We start from the raw sequence: 14,308 nt of genomic DNA, 5'->3' as shown, positions 1-14,308 counted from the left end.
GGCCGCGCGCACGCCGGCGAACCGGCGCGCACGCTGCGTCGTCAGAAATCGAACCCCGGCCCGCCCGCGCCCGGGCCGCCCGGCGCGGCAGCGGGCGCCGCATCCTTCGGCGCTTCGAACACGGTCGCATCGGTCGTCAGCAGCAGCCCGGCCACCGACGCCGCGTTCTGCAGCGCGGTGCGCGTGACCTTGGTCGGATCGAGCACGCCCGATTCGACGAGGTCGCCGTACTCGCCCGTCTGCGCGTTGTACCCGAAGTTGCCGGTGCCTTCCGCGACCTTCGCGACGACGACGCTCGCTTCCTCGCCCGCATTCGTGACGATCTGGCGCAGCGGTTCCTCCAGCGCGCGCAGCACGATCTTGATGCCCGCGTCCTGGTCGGCGTTCGCGCCTTTCAGTTCGCGGATCGCCTGCCGCACGCGGATCAGCGCGACGCCGCCGCCCGGCACGATGCCTTCCTCGACGGCCGCGCGCGTGGCGTGCAGCGCGTCGTCGACGCGATCCTTCTTCTCCTTCACCTCGATTTCGGTCGCACCGCCGACCTTGATCACCGCCACGCCGCCCGCGAGCTTCGCGACGCGCTCCTGCAGCTTCTCGCGGTCGTAGTCGGACGTCGCTTCGTCGATCTGCACGCGGATCTGCTTCACGCGCGCCTCGATGTTCTTCGCATCGCCCGCGCCGTCGATCACCGTGGTGTTTTCCTTGCCGACCTCGATGCGCTTCGCCTGCCCCAGTTCGGCGAGCGTGGCCTTCTCGAGCGTCAGGCCCGTTTCCTCGGCGATCACCTGGCCGCCGGTGAGGATCGCGATGTCCTCGAGCAGCGCCTTGCGGCGATCGCCGAAGCCCGGCGCCTTGACCGCGACCGTCTTCAGGATGCCGCGGATGTTGTTGACGACCAGCGTCGCGAGCGCTTCGCCTTCGACGTCTTCCGCGATGATCAGCAGCGGCCGGCCCGACTTGGCGACCTGTTCGAGCACCGGCAGCAGGTCGCGGATGTTCGAGATCTTCTTGTCGTGCAGCAGGATGTACGGGCTTTCGATCTCGGCGATCTGCTTGTCCGGATTGTTGATGAAATACGGCGACAGGTAGCCGCGATCGAACTGCAGCCCTTCGACGACGTCGAGCTCGTCCGCGAGCGACTTGCCGTCCTCGACGGTGATCACGCCTTCCTTGCCGACCCGGTCGATTGCTTCCGCGATCCGCTGGCCGATCGATTCCTCGCCGTTCGCGGAGATCGTCGCGACCTGCGCGATTTCCTTGCTCGTGGTGGTCGGCTTGCTGATCTTCTTCAATTCGTCGACGGCCGACGCGACGGCCTTGTCGATGCCGCGCTTCAGGTCGAGCGGATTGAGCCCGGCCGCCACGTATTTCTGGCCTTCGCGGACGATCGCCTGCGCGAGCACGGTGGCCGTCGTCGTGCCGTCGCCGGCCGCGTCGCTGGTGCGCGACGCGACTTCCTTCACGAGCTGCGCGCCGATGTTCTGCAGCTTGTCCGCGAGTTCGATTTCCTTCGCGACCGACACGCCGTCCTTCGTGACGACGGGTGCGCCGAAGCTGCGTTCGAGCACGACGTTGCGGCCTTTCGGCCCGAGCGTGACCTTCACCGCGTTCGCGAGGATGTTCACGCCTTCGGTCAGCTTCGACCGTGCGATGTCGCTGAAAATGATTTCCTTGGCTGCCATGATTGCGCTCCGTTATTGATTGACGACCGCGACGATGTCTTCTTCGCGCAGCACGAGAAACTCGTTGCCGTCCACCTTGACGGCTTGCCCCGCGTACTTGCCGAACAGCACGCGCTCGCCGACCTGCAGGTCGGGCACGATGCGCTGGCCGTCCGTGTCCTTGCGGCCGGGGCCCACGGCGATCACTTCGCCCTGGTCGGGTTTTTCGGCGGCGCTGTCGGGGATCACGATGCCCGACGCGGTGGTGGTTTCCTGATCGAGTCGCTTCACGATCACGCGATCGTGCAAGGGGCGTAGGCTCATTTTTTCGTCCTGTACGGTTCTGTCGAAGTTGGCTGGCACTCTTTGGCAGAGAGTGCTGACGAGTATAAAAATGGGCGGCGGCGCGATCCAATAACGGATTTGCACAAGCATTCGCGCCGTCGTGCAAAGCGCGGTGAACCGGCTATTGCGACACGGCCGGCTGCGCGGCAGGCGAGCAGACCGGGCGGATCGTCTCGCCGGCCAGCACGCGTTTCACGAACGGAATCGAATCGGCGAGCGACGCGTTCACGGTGCCGTTGTGCTCGCGGCCCGCATACAGGTGCGCCTCGACCGTCGTGCCAGCCGCGCACGCGTCCCTGGCGAGCGCGAGTTCGAGCGGCGCCAGCCCGTCGTCCGCGCCCGCGCCGATGAAGACGGGCGTCGCGATCTTCAGCGTCGGGTATTTCAGGTAGTCGTCCCACCACGCCTTCAGCCGCGCATCGCCGCCCGGCTTCACGGTGTTCGCGTGCGTGAGGTGCGCGAGCGCCGCATCGTCCTCGAGCGATGCGAGGCAACCGATGCGCGCCTGGTCGAGAATCGGCAGCGCGGTGTCGGTCAGTACCTCGTCGGCCCGCAGCGACGGATCGATCTGCTGCGCGGACAGCACCGAGTAGAACTGGTATGCGAGCGTCGGATCGACGCGGTCGGGATCGCGCCGGTACGCCGTTTCGAACTTCGGCAGCGCCGCGAGCGTGGCGTGCGACGCGTTGTAGATCGTGCCGGTCGCGACGGTCGCGCGGATCGCCAGTTCGGGCGCATAGGCCGGCGCGTAGCCGGCTGCCGCGATCACGGCCGAGCCGCCTTGCGACTGGCCGACCAGCACGACCTCGTTCGCGAGGCCCGGCACGCCGCCGAGCACCGCGCGCACGCTGTCGAGCAGCGTGTAGCTGTTCGAACGGTTGTTGAGCTGCGGATTCGGGCCGGGTGTGCCGAGCCCCTGATAGTCGGTGGCGACCACCGCGAACCCTTGCTGAAGCCAGGCGTTCAGGTAGCGCACGTCGCGATACGAGCGGCCGAACCACGACGGCGCGCAGATGTCGGCCATCCCGAACGTGCCGTGCGCCCACGCGACGATCGGCCAGCCGCCGGCCGGCGGCGTGCCGCGCGGCACGAACAGCGCGCCCGACACGGCGATCGGCGCATGGCCGCCGACGCCGTCGGTCGACGCGTACAGGATGCGCAATTGTCGCGCGGCGCTCGCGAGCCCGACCGTCGCGGGCAGCGGCTCGGTGCGCAGCAGCACACCGGGCCTGGCCGGAATGTCGCGGTCCCACGTGTAGAACGCGGATACGCGGCCGTCGCCCTGCAACGGGTCGGGAGCCGGGACGCGGCCGGGCGAAGCCGCGAGCGAAACGACGGAAGAAGCGGCGAGCGCCGATACGAGCAGCGTGCGCGCGGCGACGCCGCGCAGGGAAAGAAGCGTCATGGTCGGATGGAGGTCGATGAGATCGGATGCGCCTGGCAATGCGGGCGCGGGCCGAGTGCGATGCAAGTTTCGAACCAGAAGGGTCGTTGCGTACGCAACGCGCGGCACGACGGACGATCGGTCGATGCCGCGCGTATCGCACGCATGCACCGGGCTGCGTGTCGCGCAGCAATCCCGGCCGGCACGGTGTTGCTTCCGCAACAAAACGCGCACGCGCGGGCTGCACGGCGCAACGCTGGCATCGCGTGCCTGCGCCACGCCGGCCGGCCCTCGATACGCAAATTGCAGCGCTGGCACGATTGCTGCTGATCCGTTGACCGTGCGTCGCGGCGTGGCGACGCGAGCCCTTCCGTTCAACCGTTCAACCGATCAAGGAAACGCCCTCATGTCCGTCACCCAAGCCATCGACAGCGGCGAACTCGTGGCCTTCGTCGAGCGCGCCACGCGCGAATTCGCGCAAGCCGCGCGCGTGCTGAAGGAAACGCGCACGCTCAGCGCCACCAACACGTTCCAGGCATTCCAGCGCGTGCCGGGCACGGAGCTCGTCGTCGCGCTGTCGGCGCCCAGCCCGTGGGCCGCGTCGCAGGAGATCCAGCCGGTCGTCGTGACGCTCGACGGCGACGTGCTGCACGGCGACGCACGCGCCGGCGGCAACGGCCCGCGCTACGCAGGCGTATTCCGCGAGGCGCCGGAAGTCGACGTGGTGATTCACGTACACGGCCCGTATCTCGGCGCGTGGGCGAGCGCGCATCGTCCGCTGCCGATCCGTTATGCGCCCGCCGCGCGCTACACGCGGGCGCGTGAAATTCCCGTCTATGTCGATCGCCGCCCCGGCGAGCCGCGCTTCATCGTCGACACGATCCGGCGCGATCCCGACGTGCCGGCGATCATCGAGGCGAACGGCGGCGCGACGTTCTGGGGCAAGTCGATCCTCGACGTGTCGAAGTACATCCTGATCCTCGAGGAAGCCGCGTATTTCCAGGCGCTCGCGGAACCGCTCGGCGGCTCGCTCGAATTCGGGCCGGGCGCGCTCGAACAGCAATGGAAGATGACCGGCCTCGCATGACGCCGCGCGGCGGCCGGCGCAATCCGGCCGCCGTCATACCGATAGCTCGATGAATTGGTTCGTGGCCGGCGTGCACCTTGCTATCGTCGAACCTTCCCCGTTCAACACGCCGGTCGTGCCATGGCCATCTTCAGCTTGCCGGACCCGACTTCGCACGCGATCACGATCCGTGCGAAGGCACTGACGTTCGACGATCCCAAATCGCGGGTGCTGCTCGAACGCATCCAGCTGGTCGCGCCGAGCGACGCGACGGTGCTCGTCACCGGCGAGAGCGGCACCGGCAAGGAGCTGATCGCGCGCCTCGTGCATTCGCTGAGCGAGCGTCACGACGGGCCGTTCGTCGCGGTGAATTGCGGCGCGTTTTCGGAAACGCTGATCGAAAGCGAACTGTTCGGCCACGAGCGCGGCGCGTTCACCGGCGCAATCAACAGCCAGCCCGGCTGGTTCGAATCCGCGAATCGCGGCACGCTGTTTCTCGACGAAGTGGGCGACCTGCCGCTGTCCGCGCAGGTCAAGCTGCTGCGCGTGCTGCAGGAGCGCGAGGTGACGCCGGTCGGGTCGCGCAAGACCGTGAAGATCGACGTGCGGCTCGTCGCGGCGACCAACGTGAATCTCGAAGCCGCGGTGCGCGCGGGCAATTTCCGCGAGGATCTGTACTACCGGCTCAACGTCGTGAAGCTGAGCCTGTTGCCGCTGCGCGAGCGGCCCGGCGACATCGCGCCGCTGATCGAACACTTCATCGATACCTACGCGAAGCGGCTGCGCGTCGCCGCGCCGACGCTGACCGACGCCGCGCGCAGCAGGCTGCATGCGCACGCGTGGCCCGGCAACATCCGCGAACTGGAGAACGTGATTCATCACGCGGTGCTGATCTGTGCAGGCGGCGCGATCGACGTCGGCGACCTGCAGTTTTCCGCGCTGTCGCTCGCCCCCGACCCGGTAGACGCACCGGGCCCGGCCGCCGCGCCGCCGCGCCGCGCGCGCGACGTGGCCGAGGCGACCGACGCGCTGCGCCGTGCGGTGATCGAGTTGCTGGATCTCGGCACGCCGGCGTTGTGGCAGCACATCGAGGACACCGTGTACCGCAGCGTGTTCGATTACAGCGAGCACAACCAGTTGCGGATGTCGCGCCTGCTCGACCAGTCGCGCAACATCGTGCGTGCCCGGCTCGCGCAACTCGGCATCCTGAAGCCGCGCGACGCAGGCGACGGCGACGCCGCCGACGCGCGGCTGCGCCGTCAGGCGTAATCGCGCCAGCGCAGCGCGCGCCGCGCGATCCGCTCGCATGACGCGCTCATGCCGACGGCCAGCGCCGTCACGCCCAGCACGCACACCAGCAGCACGTCGGCGCGCGCGCCGGCTTGCGCGTTCTGCATCAGACTGCCGACGCCGGCGCCCGTGTTGAACAGCAACTCGCTGCTGGTCGCGGTGATCCACGCGAACGGCACGGCCTGCAGCACGCCCGCGAACAGGTCGGGCAACGCGCCGGGAATCAGCACGTCGCGCCACAGGCCGATGCGGGTCAGGCGATACGACTGCGCGAGCTCCACATAGCGCGGATCGACGCGGCGCAGCCCGTCGAAGCTGGCGGTGGTCATCGGATAGAACGCGGCGAGCGCGATGATGAACACCTTCGCGAATTCGCCGGTGCCGGCCCACAGGCTCAGCAGCGGAATCAGCCCGAGCAGCGGCACGTAGCGCAGCGCCTGGAACGCCGGCTCGCCGAGCTTGCGCGCGAGCGACGAACGCGCCATCGCCGCGCCGAATACGAGCCCGAATGCGACGCCGAACCCGAGCCCGAGCGTCGTGCGGCGCAGGCTCGCGCCGAGATCGGTCGCGAGTTCGCCGCTGCGCGCGAGTTCGAGCAACGCGGCGCCGACCTGCTGCAGCGGCACGAACGCATATTGATGGGCCGCGTCGCCGGACGACGCGGCTTGCCACGCGGCCAGCAGCAGCGCCGGCACGACGAGGCCGCGCGCGCGGCGGCGCAGCGGGGCGAACGGGAAAGTACGGGTCACGAAGGTCATTCCGAAGCGATTCTGGTCGGGGTCAGCGCGCGGGCGTTTGCCAGCGCAACGCGTAGCGCTGCACGAGTGCGATCGAACGGTCGAGCGCGAAGCCGATCAGCCCGATGACCGCAACGTCGACGAGCACCACGTCGAGCCGCAGCATCTGCCGGGCGAGTTCCATCATCTGGCCGATGCCGCTGTCCGCACTGAGCAGCTCGACCGCGACGAGCGCGAGCCATGCACGCGCGAGCGCGATCCGTACGCCGGTCAGCAGCGGCGGCAGCGCGGCCGGCAGCAGCACGTCGCGCAGCAGCGCGAAGCGGCCGAGCCCGTAGTGGCGCGCCATCTCGACGAGATCGCGCGGCGCATCGTGCACGCCCGTGTATGCGGCCAGCGCGACCGGGAAGAACACGGCCTTGCCGACCACGACGAGCTTCAACGGCTCGTCGACGCCGATCAGCAGGATCAGCAGCGGAATCAGCGTGAGCGTCGGGAGTTGCCGCAGCAGGTCGAAGGTCGGCCGCAGGTAGTCGGAGAACAGCCGGCTGCGCGCGAGCAGGACGCCGAACGCGGCGCCGCCGGTCGCGCCGATCGCGAAACCGAGCGCAAGACGATGCAGCGTGATCGACAGGTTGTCCCGCAGTTCGCCGGTATCGAGCAGCGTGCGCAGCGTCGCCGCGAGGCGGCCGGGCGGCACGACGAGCTGCGGCGGGAACCAGCGCTGCGCGCTCGCGAGCCACCACAGCGCGGCGAATGCGACGGGCGTGATCCACCACAGCGCGTAGTCGCGGAGCCGCGCGACGCTCGGCAGGCGAGCCGCCGCGCGCAGGCCGTTCGGCGCGAGGGCGCGCGTCGCCATCAGCGGCTCGCGACGCGCGGCGCGTCGGCGCGCCAGTAGCCGTCGAGGCCGAGCTGCTTGAGCGCGGTCGACACGAAGGTCGGCGCGAGCAGCGCGTTCACGTCGACCGGCGCGGACGTCAGCCCGGCCTGGCGGCTGTACGCGACGACATCGCGGTAATGGCCGGTCAGCGCCGGCGTGAAGAGCGGCGTCCATTGCTCCTTCCACGGCGTCGCTTCGTCCGCGTACTCGCGGCGCACGACGCTTTCCGGCTGGCCGGACGCGCTCAGGATCTTCACGTACGCGTCGCGGTTCTGCGGTTGCGAGATCCAGTGCGCGGCGCGCACGTAGGCCGTCGCGACGAGCTGCGTGATGTCCGGGTAGCGCCGCACGAAATCGTCGGACGCCCACAGTTCCGCCCGCATCTTCCAGTCGTCGGGCGCGCGCTTGGTCGACCAGATGATCTTGCCCACGTTCTTGTCGACGAGCGAATACGCGTCGGACAGCGTGAAGAAGCCGTCGACGCGGCCGGCGGCGACCGCTGCCGCGCCGGCCTGCGGATCGAGGTTGTAGATCCTGAAGTCGGACAGCTTCAGCCCGTTCTCGGCGAGCAGCTTGCTGAACGACACTTCCCACGGCCGGCCGCGATTGAGCGCGATGCGCTTGCCCTTGAGGTCGACGATCGACTTCGCGGTCGAGCCGGCCGGCACGACCAGATACGTATTGCTGCCGACGCCGCCCGGCACGATCAGGCGCGTGCGCGTGCCCGACGCGTTGACGACCACCGACGGCAGGTCGCCGTAGCCGGCGAAATCGATGCTGCCGTTCGTGAATGCCTCGTTGACGAGCGTGCCGACCGCGGCGGTCGACACCGGCACCCATTGCAGCGTCACATGCCGCGCGGCGAGCGCTTTTTCGAGCGACTTGTCGGCGTCGATCAATGCGGAGGCGCCCGCGTATTGCGTCTTGCCGCCGCTCGAATACGCGACGACGGCGATTCGAACGACCTTGGGTGCGTCTTCCGCGTGCGCGGCCGGGGCGGTGAGCGACGCGGCGGCCAACGGCAGCGCGGCGAGCAGCGCGCGCAGCGGGCGGCGCAGCGAGGCAAGGCAGAGCGTGTGTTTCATGATGGTCCCGAACAGTGAACGGTAAAGGGGCTCACGCACGTTTTTGCAGCGAGGGCTGCAGCACGTCGGCGAGCGGGCGCGGATCGATCCAGTCGGCGACGTCGAAGTCGGCTTCCAGAAAGCCGTGGTCGAGCAGGAAGGTCTTGAACTCGTCGAGCGCGGCGACCGATTCGTCGTCGAGGTTGACGCCGAGGTGCCGGTGCAACTGGTTGCCGTACGCGGCGCGCACCCAGTCGATCGACGACGCGGTTTCGCCGGCCACGTAGTGCGCGGTTTCGTCGGGATGCGTGCCGGCCCATTCGCCGGCGGCGACCACGAGTTTCAGGAAGCCGGCGACGATGTCGGGATGGTTCGCGAGCACGTCCGCGTTGACGGTCAGCGGTCGCGGCGTGCCGTTGTTGTTGCGGATCGAGCGCTCCGGATGAAAGCCGATGTCGATCACGACGTGCGCGCCGATCAGTTGCGCGATTTCGAGGCCCGTCGAACCCTTCACGTAGATCGCGTCGACTTCGCCGCGCAGCAGCGCGCCGGCTTCGGCCGCATACAGCGCGCGGCTCGAAAAGCCGTGCGGCGACGCGAACAGGTTCGCCGCCCGCGCCGGCCCGACGGCTTGCAGCGTGCGGGCGCGCACGTCGACGCGTTCGACGTCGCCGAGCGTCAGTCCGTCGAGGCTCAGTGCGTTGACGAAGCCGCGCAGCGCCGATGCGCGAAAGATGTCGATGCGATCGTCGGGGCGGCTCGGAATCGCGATCCGGCGCCCGCGCAACGCCTTCACGGACCGGATGCCCGACTCGGGGCGCGCGAGAATCAACTGCGACTCGTCGACCCACGACAGTCCGATCACGCGCGTATGCGCGTCGTTCGAGCGCGCCCACATCGCCGGGATGCTGCCGCCCTGGCGAAACGATTGCGCGAGCGTGTGATCGCTGATCGACGACACGTCGTGCCGCGTGGCGCCGCGCGGCGAACGGATCGCGACGCCGTCGGCCGACGTCTCGCCGTTGAGCCAGCCGAGATGCACGGCGATGCCGAGCGGCGTCGGCACCGGCGATCGGGCGTACCAGAACGTCTGCTGCTTGTCCGATGACGAATCGGGCCTGTCTGTCATGTGTGAGATTCCCCTGTCTGGGTAAGCGTGGTCGAGGCGCGGTGTCGCACGCGCGGGCCGTTCCACGTTGCAAGTTCCGGGCCAGTGAACGGAAGCGGCCGTATGACCGGCGGCGCGGGCCTGGCGGGCGATGCTCGGCACGGTGGCCGGCGAGCGGGCTGTTGCGTGAGCAACAGTCGCGTCGGGCGCTGTTGCGCGCGCAGCACCGGTGCGGCGGATGCAGCAGCGGCGCGTGTGCGTGTCGCGACGGGTTCGGCGGCAATCGGCGCACGTGATTCGATCGCCGCCTACGCCCGGCCCGCAAGGCGCGGCGCGCGTTCATCGGCGGCCCCGCGCGCGGCGCGGCGAGCCCGTTGGCACACCGCGTGCTTTACAGCGCTGCATACGCGCGGCACGCCGGTGCCGCACGCAATCCGAACGGGCCGACAAGGAGAATCCCGATGGCTGTTGAATTTCTGTGGCGCCTGCCGATGCACGGCGACGGCCGGCGCGCACACGATCTGCATACGCGCGGCGAATGGAATCGCCAGCGCGCGTCGCGCGTCGCACCGAAAGTCGACGACGACGCGTTCGGCTACATCGACTATCTGTCGCAGGTCGCGCGTGCGGCCGATATCGCCGGTTTCCACGGTGCGCTGATTCCGATCTTCCGCTTCACCGAGGAGCCGTGGGTCGTGGCGGCCGCGCTGGCGCGCGAGACGCGCCGGCTGCGCCTGCTGATCGCGCTGCAACCGCATTTCGTGCATCCGGTCTATGCGGCGCAAATGGCCGCGAGCCTGCAGCGAATCAGCCGCGGCCGCGTCGAGTGGAACGTCGTCACGGGTGGCGGCGGCCCTGACCAGCGCGCGTACGGCGATTTCATCGATCACGACAGCCGCTATGCGCGTACCGACGAATTCCTCGATGTCGTGAAGGGCGTCGCGGCCGGTGCGCCGTTTACGTTCGACGGCCGCTTCTATCGTGTCGAGGCGGGCGGGCTGCTGCCGCCGCTGAGCGGCCAGAAGCCGCCGCGGATCTATCTGGCGGGCGCGAGCGACGCGGCGCTCGCGGTCGCCGCGAAGCACGGCGACGTGCACCTGAGCTGGGGCGAGCCGCTCGCGAAACAGAAGGAAGTGATCGATGCGGCCCGTCGCGCGCTCGACCGGCAGAACGCCGAGCGCGATCTGCGCTTCGGCATGCGCATCGACATCCTGGCGCGCGAGACCGAGGAGCAGGCGTGGGCCGAGCTGCGGCAGATGTTCGCGACGGTGGGCGACACGACGCGCAACGGATTCGGCGGGCGCGGCGAAGCGTCGGAGTCGGTCGGCGCGAAACGCCAGTTCGCCTTGCACCAGGGCAACACGCAACACTTCGACGACCTGATCGTCGGCCCGAACCTGTGGGCCGGGATGTCGCAGATTCGCGGCGGCCCCGGCTGCGTGATCGTCGGCAGCCACGAGCAGGTGGCCGAACGGCTCGCGGAATACGTCGAGATCGGCGTATCGACGTTCATCCTCGCGAGCAACCCGCATCTCGAAGAGGCGTACCGCGTGGGCGAGGAAGTGTTGCCGCTCGTCGACGGCGCGCTGAACGCGCGCGGCACGCAGGCAGCGCTGCGCGTGGCCGGCGCCTGAGCGCGGCGACCCGCCGCGACGCATCCACGACAACGACAAGGATACTCACCATGACGACACTCGCTGCGCAGGCCACGGCTTGCGACGCACTCTGGTACACGCGCTGCCCGGTGCCGACCGCGCTCGGCATCGCCGTGCATCGCGGCTGGTTCGACGAGGAGTTCGGGCCGGACGGCATCGCGCTGCATTCGCTGCAGGAGACGGCTGACGCCGACAAGCGCGAATCGCACTTCGATCACAGCCTGCCGCACTCGTTCCGGCAGGGCGGCAACATTCCCGCGCTGTGGGCGCGGGCACGCGGCGCCGATACACGCGTGATCGGCCTGTCGTGGACCAACGAATTCCAGGCGATCGTCACGCTGCCCGAGCGCGGCATTCGCACCGCGCGCGACCTGCGCGGGCGGCGGCTCGGCTTGCCGCGCCATCCGATCAGCATCGACTTCTGGCGCGCGGCCGCGCTGAAGGGTTTCCTGAGCGCGCTCGAACTGGAAGGGCTCGGCCATGGCGACGCCGAATGGGTCGATCTGCCCGATACGCACGAGCGCCGCACCGGGCCTGCATCGTTCACGCGCGGGCCGCACGAATACGGACTCGAAATCGCGGCGCTCGTGCGCGGTGACGTCGACGCGGTGTTCGTGAAGGGCGTGGCCGGGCTGGAAACCGTGCATCTGATCGACGCGCAGGTCGTCATCGATCTCGGCGCCCATCCCGATCCGCTGGTGCGGATCGGCAACGGCACGCCCCGCACGCTGACCGTCGATCGCGCGCTGATCGACGCGCGCCCCGATCTCGTGAGCCGCTTCCTGTCGGTCGTGGTCGGCGCGGGCGACTGGGCCGCGCGCCATCCGGCGGAGACGGTCGCCTATATCGGCCGCGAAACGCGCGCATCCGACGAGTGGGTGCGCTACGCGTATGGCGCGGACGTGCACCGCCATCTCGAGACCGGGCTCGCGCCGACGTCGATCGACGGGCTGGTCGCGTTCAAGGATTTTCTCGTCGAGTGGGGCTTTCTCGAACACGATTTCGACGCGCGCGCGTGGATCGATCCGGCGCCGTTCACGCAGATCGACCGGCACCGCCATGCGTGGGTCGCGTAGCGCGCCGCGGCGCGTCATTGCAAGGAGTCGAACATGACAGGGCTGACGATCAAATACGGCGTGCCGCCCGCACGCCGGCATGCGGCGCGTGCCGCGCCGCGCACGGTGAGCGTGACGGCGGCGACCCGGGCGCGACCGCTGTCGGTCGTGCCGTCCGCGCAGGCGGGCACGCGACCGGCGCAGGCGAACGGATGGCGCGGCGCGGCCGCGATCGCGCTGGCTGTCGCGGCACTGCATGCGGGCGTTGCGCTGCTGGCCGCGCGCGTGCCTGCCGCACCGCCCGCGCAGCCGCCCCGGCCGTTGCCGATGACGGTCGAATTGACGCGGCCGCCCGAACCGCTGCCGCAGGCCGCGCATCCGCCGCCGCCGGTCGTGCCGCCGAAACCGCCGAAGCAGGCGCCAATCCCGCCGAAGCCGCGCGCGGCCGTCGCGCATCCGGCGCCGGCTGCCACGCCGCAGGCGACGCGCGAAGCCGCACCCGCGCCGGCAACGCCGGCAACCCCGGCCGTCGCCGCGCCCGCCGCCCCGGTTCAGGCACCTGCGCCCGCACCCGCCGCGCCGGTGCGCGAAACCGCGCCGATCGGCGACGCGGCGTACCTGCGCAACCCGGCGCCCGACTATCCGGCGTTCGCGCAGGACCAGGGCTGGGAAGGGCGCGTCGTGCTGCGCGTGCACGTGCTCGCGAACGGCACGCCGGATTCGGTCGAGGTCCGCACGAGCAGCGGCCGCCGCATGCTCGACAGCGCGGCGGTGGCCGCCGTGAAGCGCTGGACCTTCGTGCCCGCGAAGCGCGGCGACGAAGCGGTCGACGGCTGGGTCAACGTGCCGATCGATTTCAAGCTGGGCTGACCCGCCGGGCCGCCCGCCACATTTTTCAAGGAACTCACATCATGAACGGTATTCCGACCACCTTCATCGTCCAGGGCGCGCTCTGGCTGCTCGTCGTCTTCTCCGTCGTCACGTGGACGCTGATCGTCGTGAAGGCGATCCAGAGCCTGCGTTCGAGCGCGCGCAACCGGCGCTACGTCAGCGCATTCTGGGCCGCGAACAGCTTCCACGACGCGGCCGCGCTCGACGGCGCGAACAGCCCGGTGGGCCAGCTCGCCGCGACGGGCTTCGACGCGCTGCGGCGCGCCGACGAGAGCAGCGCGCACGATCTCGAACACAGCTGGAGCCGTCACGACCTGCTCGAACGCCATCTGCGCCAGCAGATCCACAACGCGCGCCGGCGCGAGGAAGCGGGGCTCGCGGTGCTCGCGTCGATCGGCAGCACCGCGCCGTTCGTCGGGCTGTTCGGTACGGTGTTCGGCATCATCCATGCGCTGACCGCGATCACGCACAGTGCGTCGGCGAGCATCGACGTCGTGGCCGGTCCGATCGGCGAAGCGCTCGTCGCGACCGGGATCGGCATCGCGGTCGCGGTGCCGGCCGTGCTCGCGTACAACTTCTTCGTGCGCCGCGTGAAGGCTGCGTCGGCCGATCTCGACGCGTTCGCGACCGACTTCGTCACGCTCGCGCAGAAGGCCGGCTTCCGCGTGCCGGCCGCCGCGCCCGCGGCCGCCCCGGCGCGCCGTTCCGACGACACCCGCCAGGAGGCGTTCGCATAATGGCCTTCTCGTCCTCCTCCGACAACGATGACGTGCTCAGCGAAATCAACATCACGCCGCTCGTCGACGTGATGCTCGTGCTGCTGGTCGCGTTCATCGTCACCGCGCCGCTGCTGAACAACGCGGTGCACGTGAATCTGCCGAACACCGTCGCCACCGCGCCGGCCGACCGCAAGCCGAACGTCACCGTGAGCGTCGACGGCAAGGGCGTCGTGTATCTCGACAAGCGCGCGGTCGCGCTCGACACGGTGCCGGCCGAGCTGGCCGCGCTGAAGGCCGGCCGGCCCGACGTCGCGCTCGACCTGCAGGCCGACGAGCACGTGCCGTACGGCACCGTCGCGAAGCTGATGGCGGCGATCGAGCACGCGGGCATCACGCGACTGTCGGTGCTCACCGCGCCGCGCGGCTGACGCGCCCTTCACGACTCCTTTC

General features: G+C 69.7%; 14 protein-coding genes. 7 read left to right on the top strand and 7 right to left on the bottom strand.

The window, feature by feature from the left end; translation table 11 throughout:
- Positions 1-41 precede the first annotated feature (41 nt).
- The 3 genes from groL to DFS13_RS11880 form a co-directional block, all read right to left on the bottom strand.
- Entirely contained in the window at positions 42-1,682 is a 1,641-nt protein-coding gene (gene groL, locus DFS13_RS11890) for a chaperonin GroEL (protein WP_006491016.1), read from the bottom strand.
- Between the two features lie 12 nt (positions 1,683-1,694).
- Complete coding sequence (locus DFS13_RS11885; RefSeq protein ID WP_011694564.1) at positions 1,695-1,985, bottom strand: co-chaperone GroES; 291 nt, start codon at positions 1,983-1,985, stop codon at positions 1,695-1,697.
- A gap of 142 nt (positions 1,986-2,127) precedes the next feature.
- Positions 2,128-3,411 (bottom strand): lipase family protein, encoded by a 1,284-nt coding sequence (locus DFS13_RS11880; RefSeq protein ID WP_058903571.1) that lies wholly within the window; start codon positions 3,409-3,411, stop codon positions 2,128-2,130.
- A 385-nt stretch (positions 3,412-3,796) separates the two neighbouring features.
- Here DFS13_RS11880 and DFS13_RS11870 point away from each other — a divergent pair, with 385 nt between their 5' ends.
- Positions 3,797-4,477, top strand: coding sequence for a class II aldolase/adducin family protein (locus DFS13_RS11870; RefSeq protein WP_006491011.1), 681 nt, complete (start codon positions 3,797-3,799; stop codon positions 4,475-4,477).
- Positions 4,478-4,597: 120 nt separating this feature from the next.
- A complete protein-coding gene (locus DFS13_RS11865) occupies positions 4,598-5,725 on the top strand; it encodes a sigma-54-dependent Fis family transcriptional regulator (protein WP_111441737.1) in 1,128 nt (375 codons plus the stop codon).
- On the opposite strand, the gene DFS13_RS11860 is transcribed toward DFS13_RS11865, so the two are convergent.
- Genes DFS13_RS11860 through DFS13_RS11845 form a run of 4 tightly spaced genes read right to left on the bottom strand, consistent with a single transcriptional unit; the run spans position 5,716 to position 9,559 of the window.
- Positions 5,716-6,504, bottom strand: a complete 789-nt coding sequence (locus tag DFS13_RS11860) for an ABC transporter permease (RefSeq protein WP_069353475.1) — start codon at positions 6,502-6,504, stop codon at positions 5,716-5,718. The genes DFS13_RS11865 and DFS13_RS11860 overlap by 10 nt on opposite strands.
- 22 nt (positions 6,505-6,526) lie before the next feature.
- Positions 6,527-7,345, bottom strand: a complete 819-nt coding sequence (locus tag DFS13_RS11855; protein WP_058902714.1) for an ABC transporter permease — start codon at positions 7,343-7,345, stop codon at positions 6,527-6,529.
- Positions 7,345-8,451 carry a PhnD/SsuA/transferrin family substrate-binding protein gene (locus tag DFS13_RS11850; RefSeq protein WP_069353474.1) on the bottom strand — a complete coding sequence of 369 codons (1,107 nt, stop codon included), beginning with the start codon at positions 8,449-8,451 and terminating at the stop codon, positions 7,345-7,347. Before DFS13_RS11850 ends, DFS13_RS11855 begins: the two co-directional genes overlap by 1 nt.
- Positions 8,452-8,482: 31 nt before the next feature.
- Positions 8,483-9,559 carry an ABC transporter substrate-binding protein gene (locus tag DFS13_RS11845; RefSeq protein ID WP_111441736.1) on the bottom strand — a complete coding sequence of 359 codons (1,077 nt, stop codon included), beginning with the start codon at positions 9,557-9,559 and terminating at the stop codon, positions 8,483-8,485.
- A gap of 440 nt (positions 9,560-9,999) precedes the next feature.
- Here DFS13_RS11845 and DFS13_RS11840 point away from each other — a divergent pair, with 440 nt between their 5' ends.
- Genes DFS13_RS11840 through DFS13_RS11820 form a run of 5 tightly spaced genes read left to right on the top strand, consistent with a single transcriptional unit; the run spans position 10,000 to position 14,286 of the window.
- On the top strand, positions 10,000-11,172 hold the full coding sequence (locus DFS13_RS11840; RefSeq protein WP_006482993.1) for an LLM class flavin-dependent oxidoreductase: 1,173 nt from the start codon (positions 10,000-10,002) through the stop codon (positions 11,170-11,172).
- Between the two features lie 50 nt (positions 11,173-11,222).
- Positions 11,223-12,269 (top strand): ABC transporter substrate-binding protein, encoded by a 1,047-nt coding sequence (locus DFS13_RS11835; protein ID WP_006482991.1) that lies wholly within the window; start codon positions 11,223-11,225, stop codon positions 12,267-12,269.
- 33 nt (positions 12,270-12,302) lie between these two features.
- Positions 12,303-13,118: an energy transducer TonB gene (locus DFS13_RS11830; RefSeq protein ID WP_111441735.1), complete on the top strand. Its 816-nt coding sequence runs from the start codon at positions 12,303-12,305 to the stop codon at positions 13,116-13,118.
- A 41-nt stretch (positions 13,119-13,159) separates the two neighbouring features.
- Positions 13,160-13,876 carry a MotA/TolQ/ExbB proton channel family protein gene (locus tag DFS13_RS11825; RefSeq protein WP_006484339.1) on the top strand — a complete coding sequence of 239 codons (717 nt, stop codon included), beginning with the start codon at positions 13,160-13,162 and terminating at the stop codon, positions 13,874-13,876.
- Positions 13,876-14,286, top strand: a complete 411-nt coding sequence (locus tag DFS13_RS11820) for a biopolymer transporter ExbD (protein WP_006484323.1) — start codon at positions 13,876-13,878, stop codon at positions 14,284-14,286. The genes DFS13_RS11825 and DFS13_RS11820 overlap by 1 nt, the downstream gene beginning before the upstream one ends.
- Positions 14,287-14,308: the final 22 nt, after the last annotated feature.

Source organism: Burkholderia sp. 28_3 (assembly GCF_003253915.1).
Classification (GTDB): Bacteria; Pseudomonadota; Gammaproteobacteria; order Burkholderiales; family Burkholderiaceae; genus Burkholderia; species Burkholderia cenocepacia.
This window is presented reverse-complemented; position numbering and strand designations above follow the sequence as displayed.

Coding starts and splice junctions, on each gene's coding strand:
- DFS13_RS11860 (WP_069353475.1), bottom strand. CDS start 6,504: ATGACCTTCGTGACCCGTACTTTCCCGTTCGCCCCGCTGCGCCGCCGC.
- DFS13_RS11820 (WP_006484323.1), top strand. CDS start 13,876: ATGGCCTTCTCGTCCTCCTCCGACAACGATGACGTGCTCAGCGAAATC.
- DFS13_RS11830 (WP_111441735.1), top strand. CDS start 12,303: ATGACAGGGCTGACGATCAAATACGGCGTGCCGCCCGCACGCCGGCAT.
- DFS13_RS11865 (WP_111441737.1), top strand. CDS start 4,598: ATGGCCATCTTCAGCTTGCCGGACCCGACTTCGCACGCGATCACGATC.
- DFS13_RS11855 (WP_058902714.1), bottom strand. CDS start 7,345: ATGGCGACGCGCGCCCTCGCGCCGAACGGCCTGCGCGCGGCGGCTCGC.
- DFS13_RS11850 (WP_069353474.1), bottom strand. CDS start 8,451: ATGAAACACACGCTCTGCCTTGCCTCGCTGCGCCGCCCGCTGCGCGCG.
- DFS13_RS11835 (WP_006482991.1), top strand. CDS start 11,223: ATGACGACACTCGCTGCGCAGGCCACGGCTTGCGACGCACTCTGGTAC.
- DFS13_RS11880 (WP_058903571.1), bottom strand. CDS start 3,411: ATGACGCTTCTTTCCCTGCGCGGCGTCGCCGCGCGCACGCTGCTCGTA.
- DFS13_RS11840 (WP_006482993.1), top strand. CDS start 10,000: ATGGCTGTTGAATTTCTGTGGCGCCTGCCGATGCACGGCGACGGCCGG.
- DFS13_RS11885 (WP_011694564.1), bottom strand. CDS start 1,985: ATGAGCCTACGCCCCTTGCACGATCGCGTGATCGTGAAGCGACTCGAT.
- groL (WP_006491016.1), bottom strand. CDS start 1,682: ATGGCAGCCAAGGAAATCATTTTCAGCGACATCGCACGGTCGAAGCTG.
- DFS13_RS11825 (WP_006484339.1), top strand. CDS start 13,160: ATGAACGGTATTCCGACCACCTTCATCGTCCAGGGCGCGCTCTGGCTG.
- DFS13_RS11870 (WP_006491011.1), top strand. CDS start 3,797: ATGTCCGTCACCCAAGCCATCGACAGCGGCGAACTCGTGGCCTTCGTC.
- DFS13_RS11845 (WP_111441736.1), bottom strand. CDS start 9,559: ATGACAGACAGGCCCGATTCGTCATCGGACAAGCAGCAGACGTTCTGG.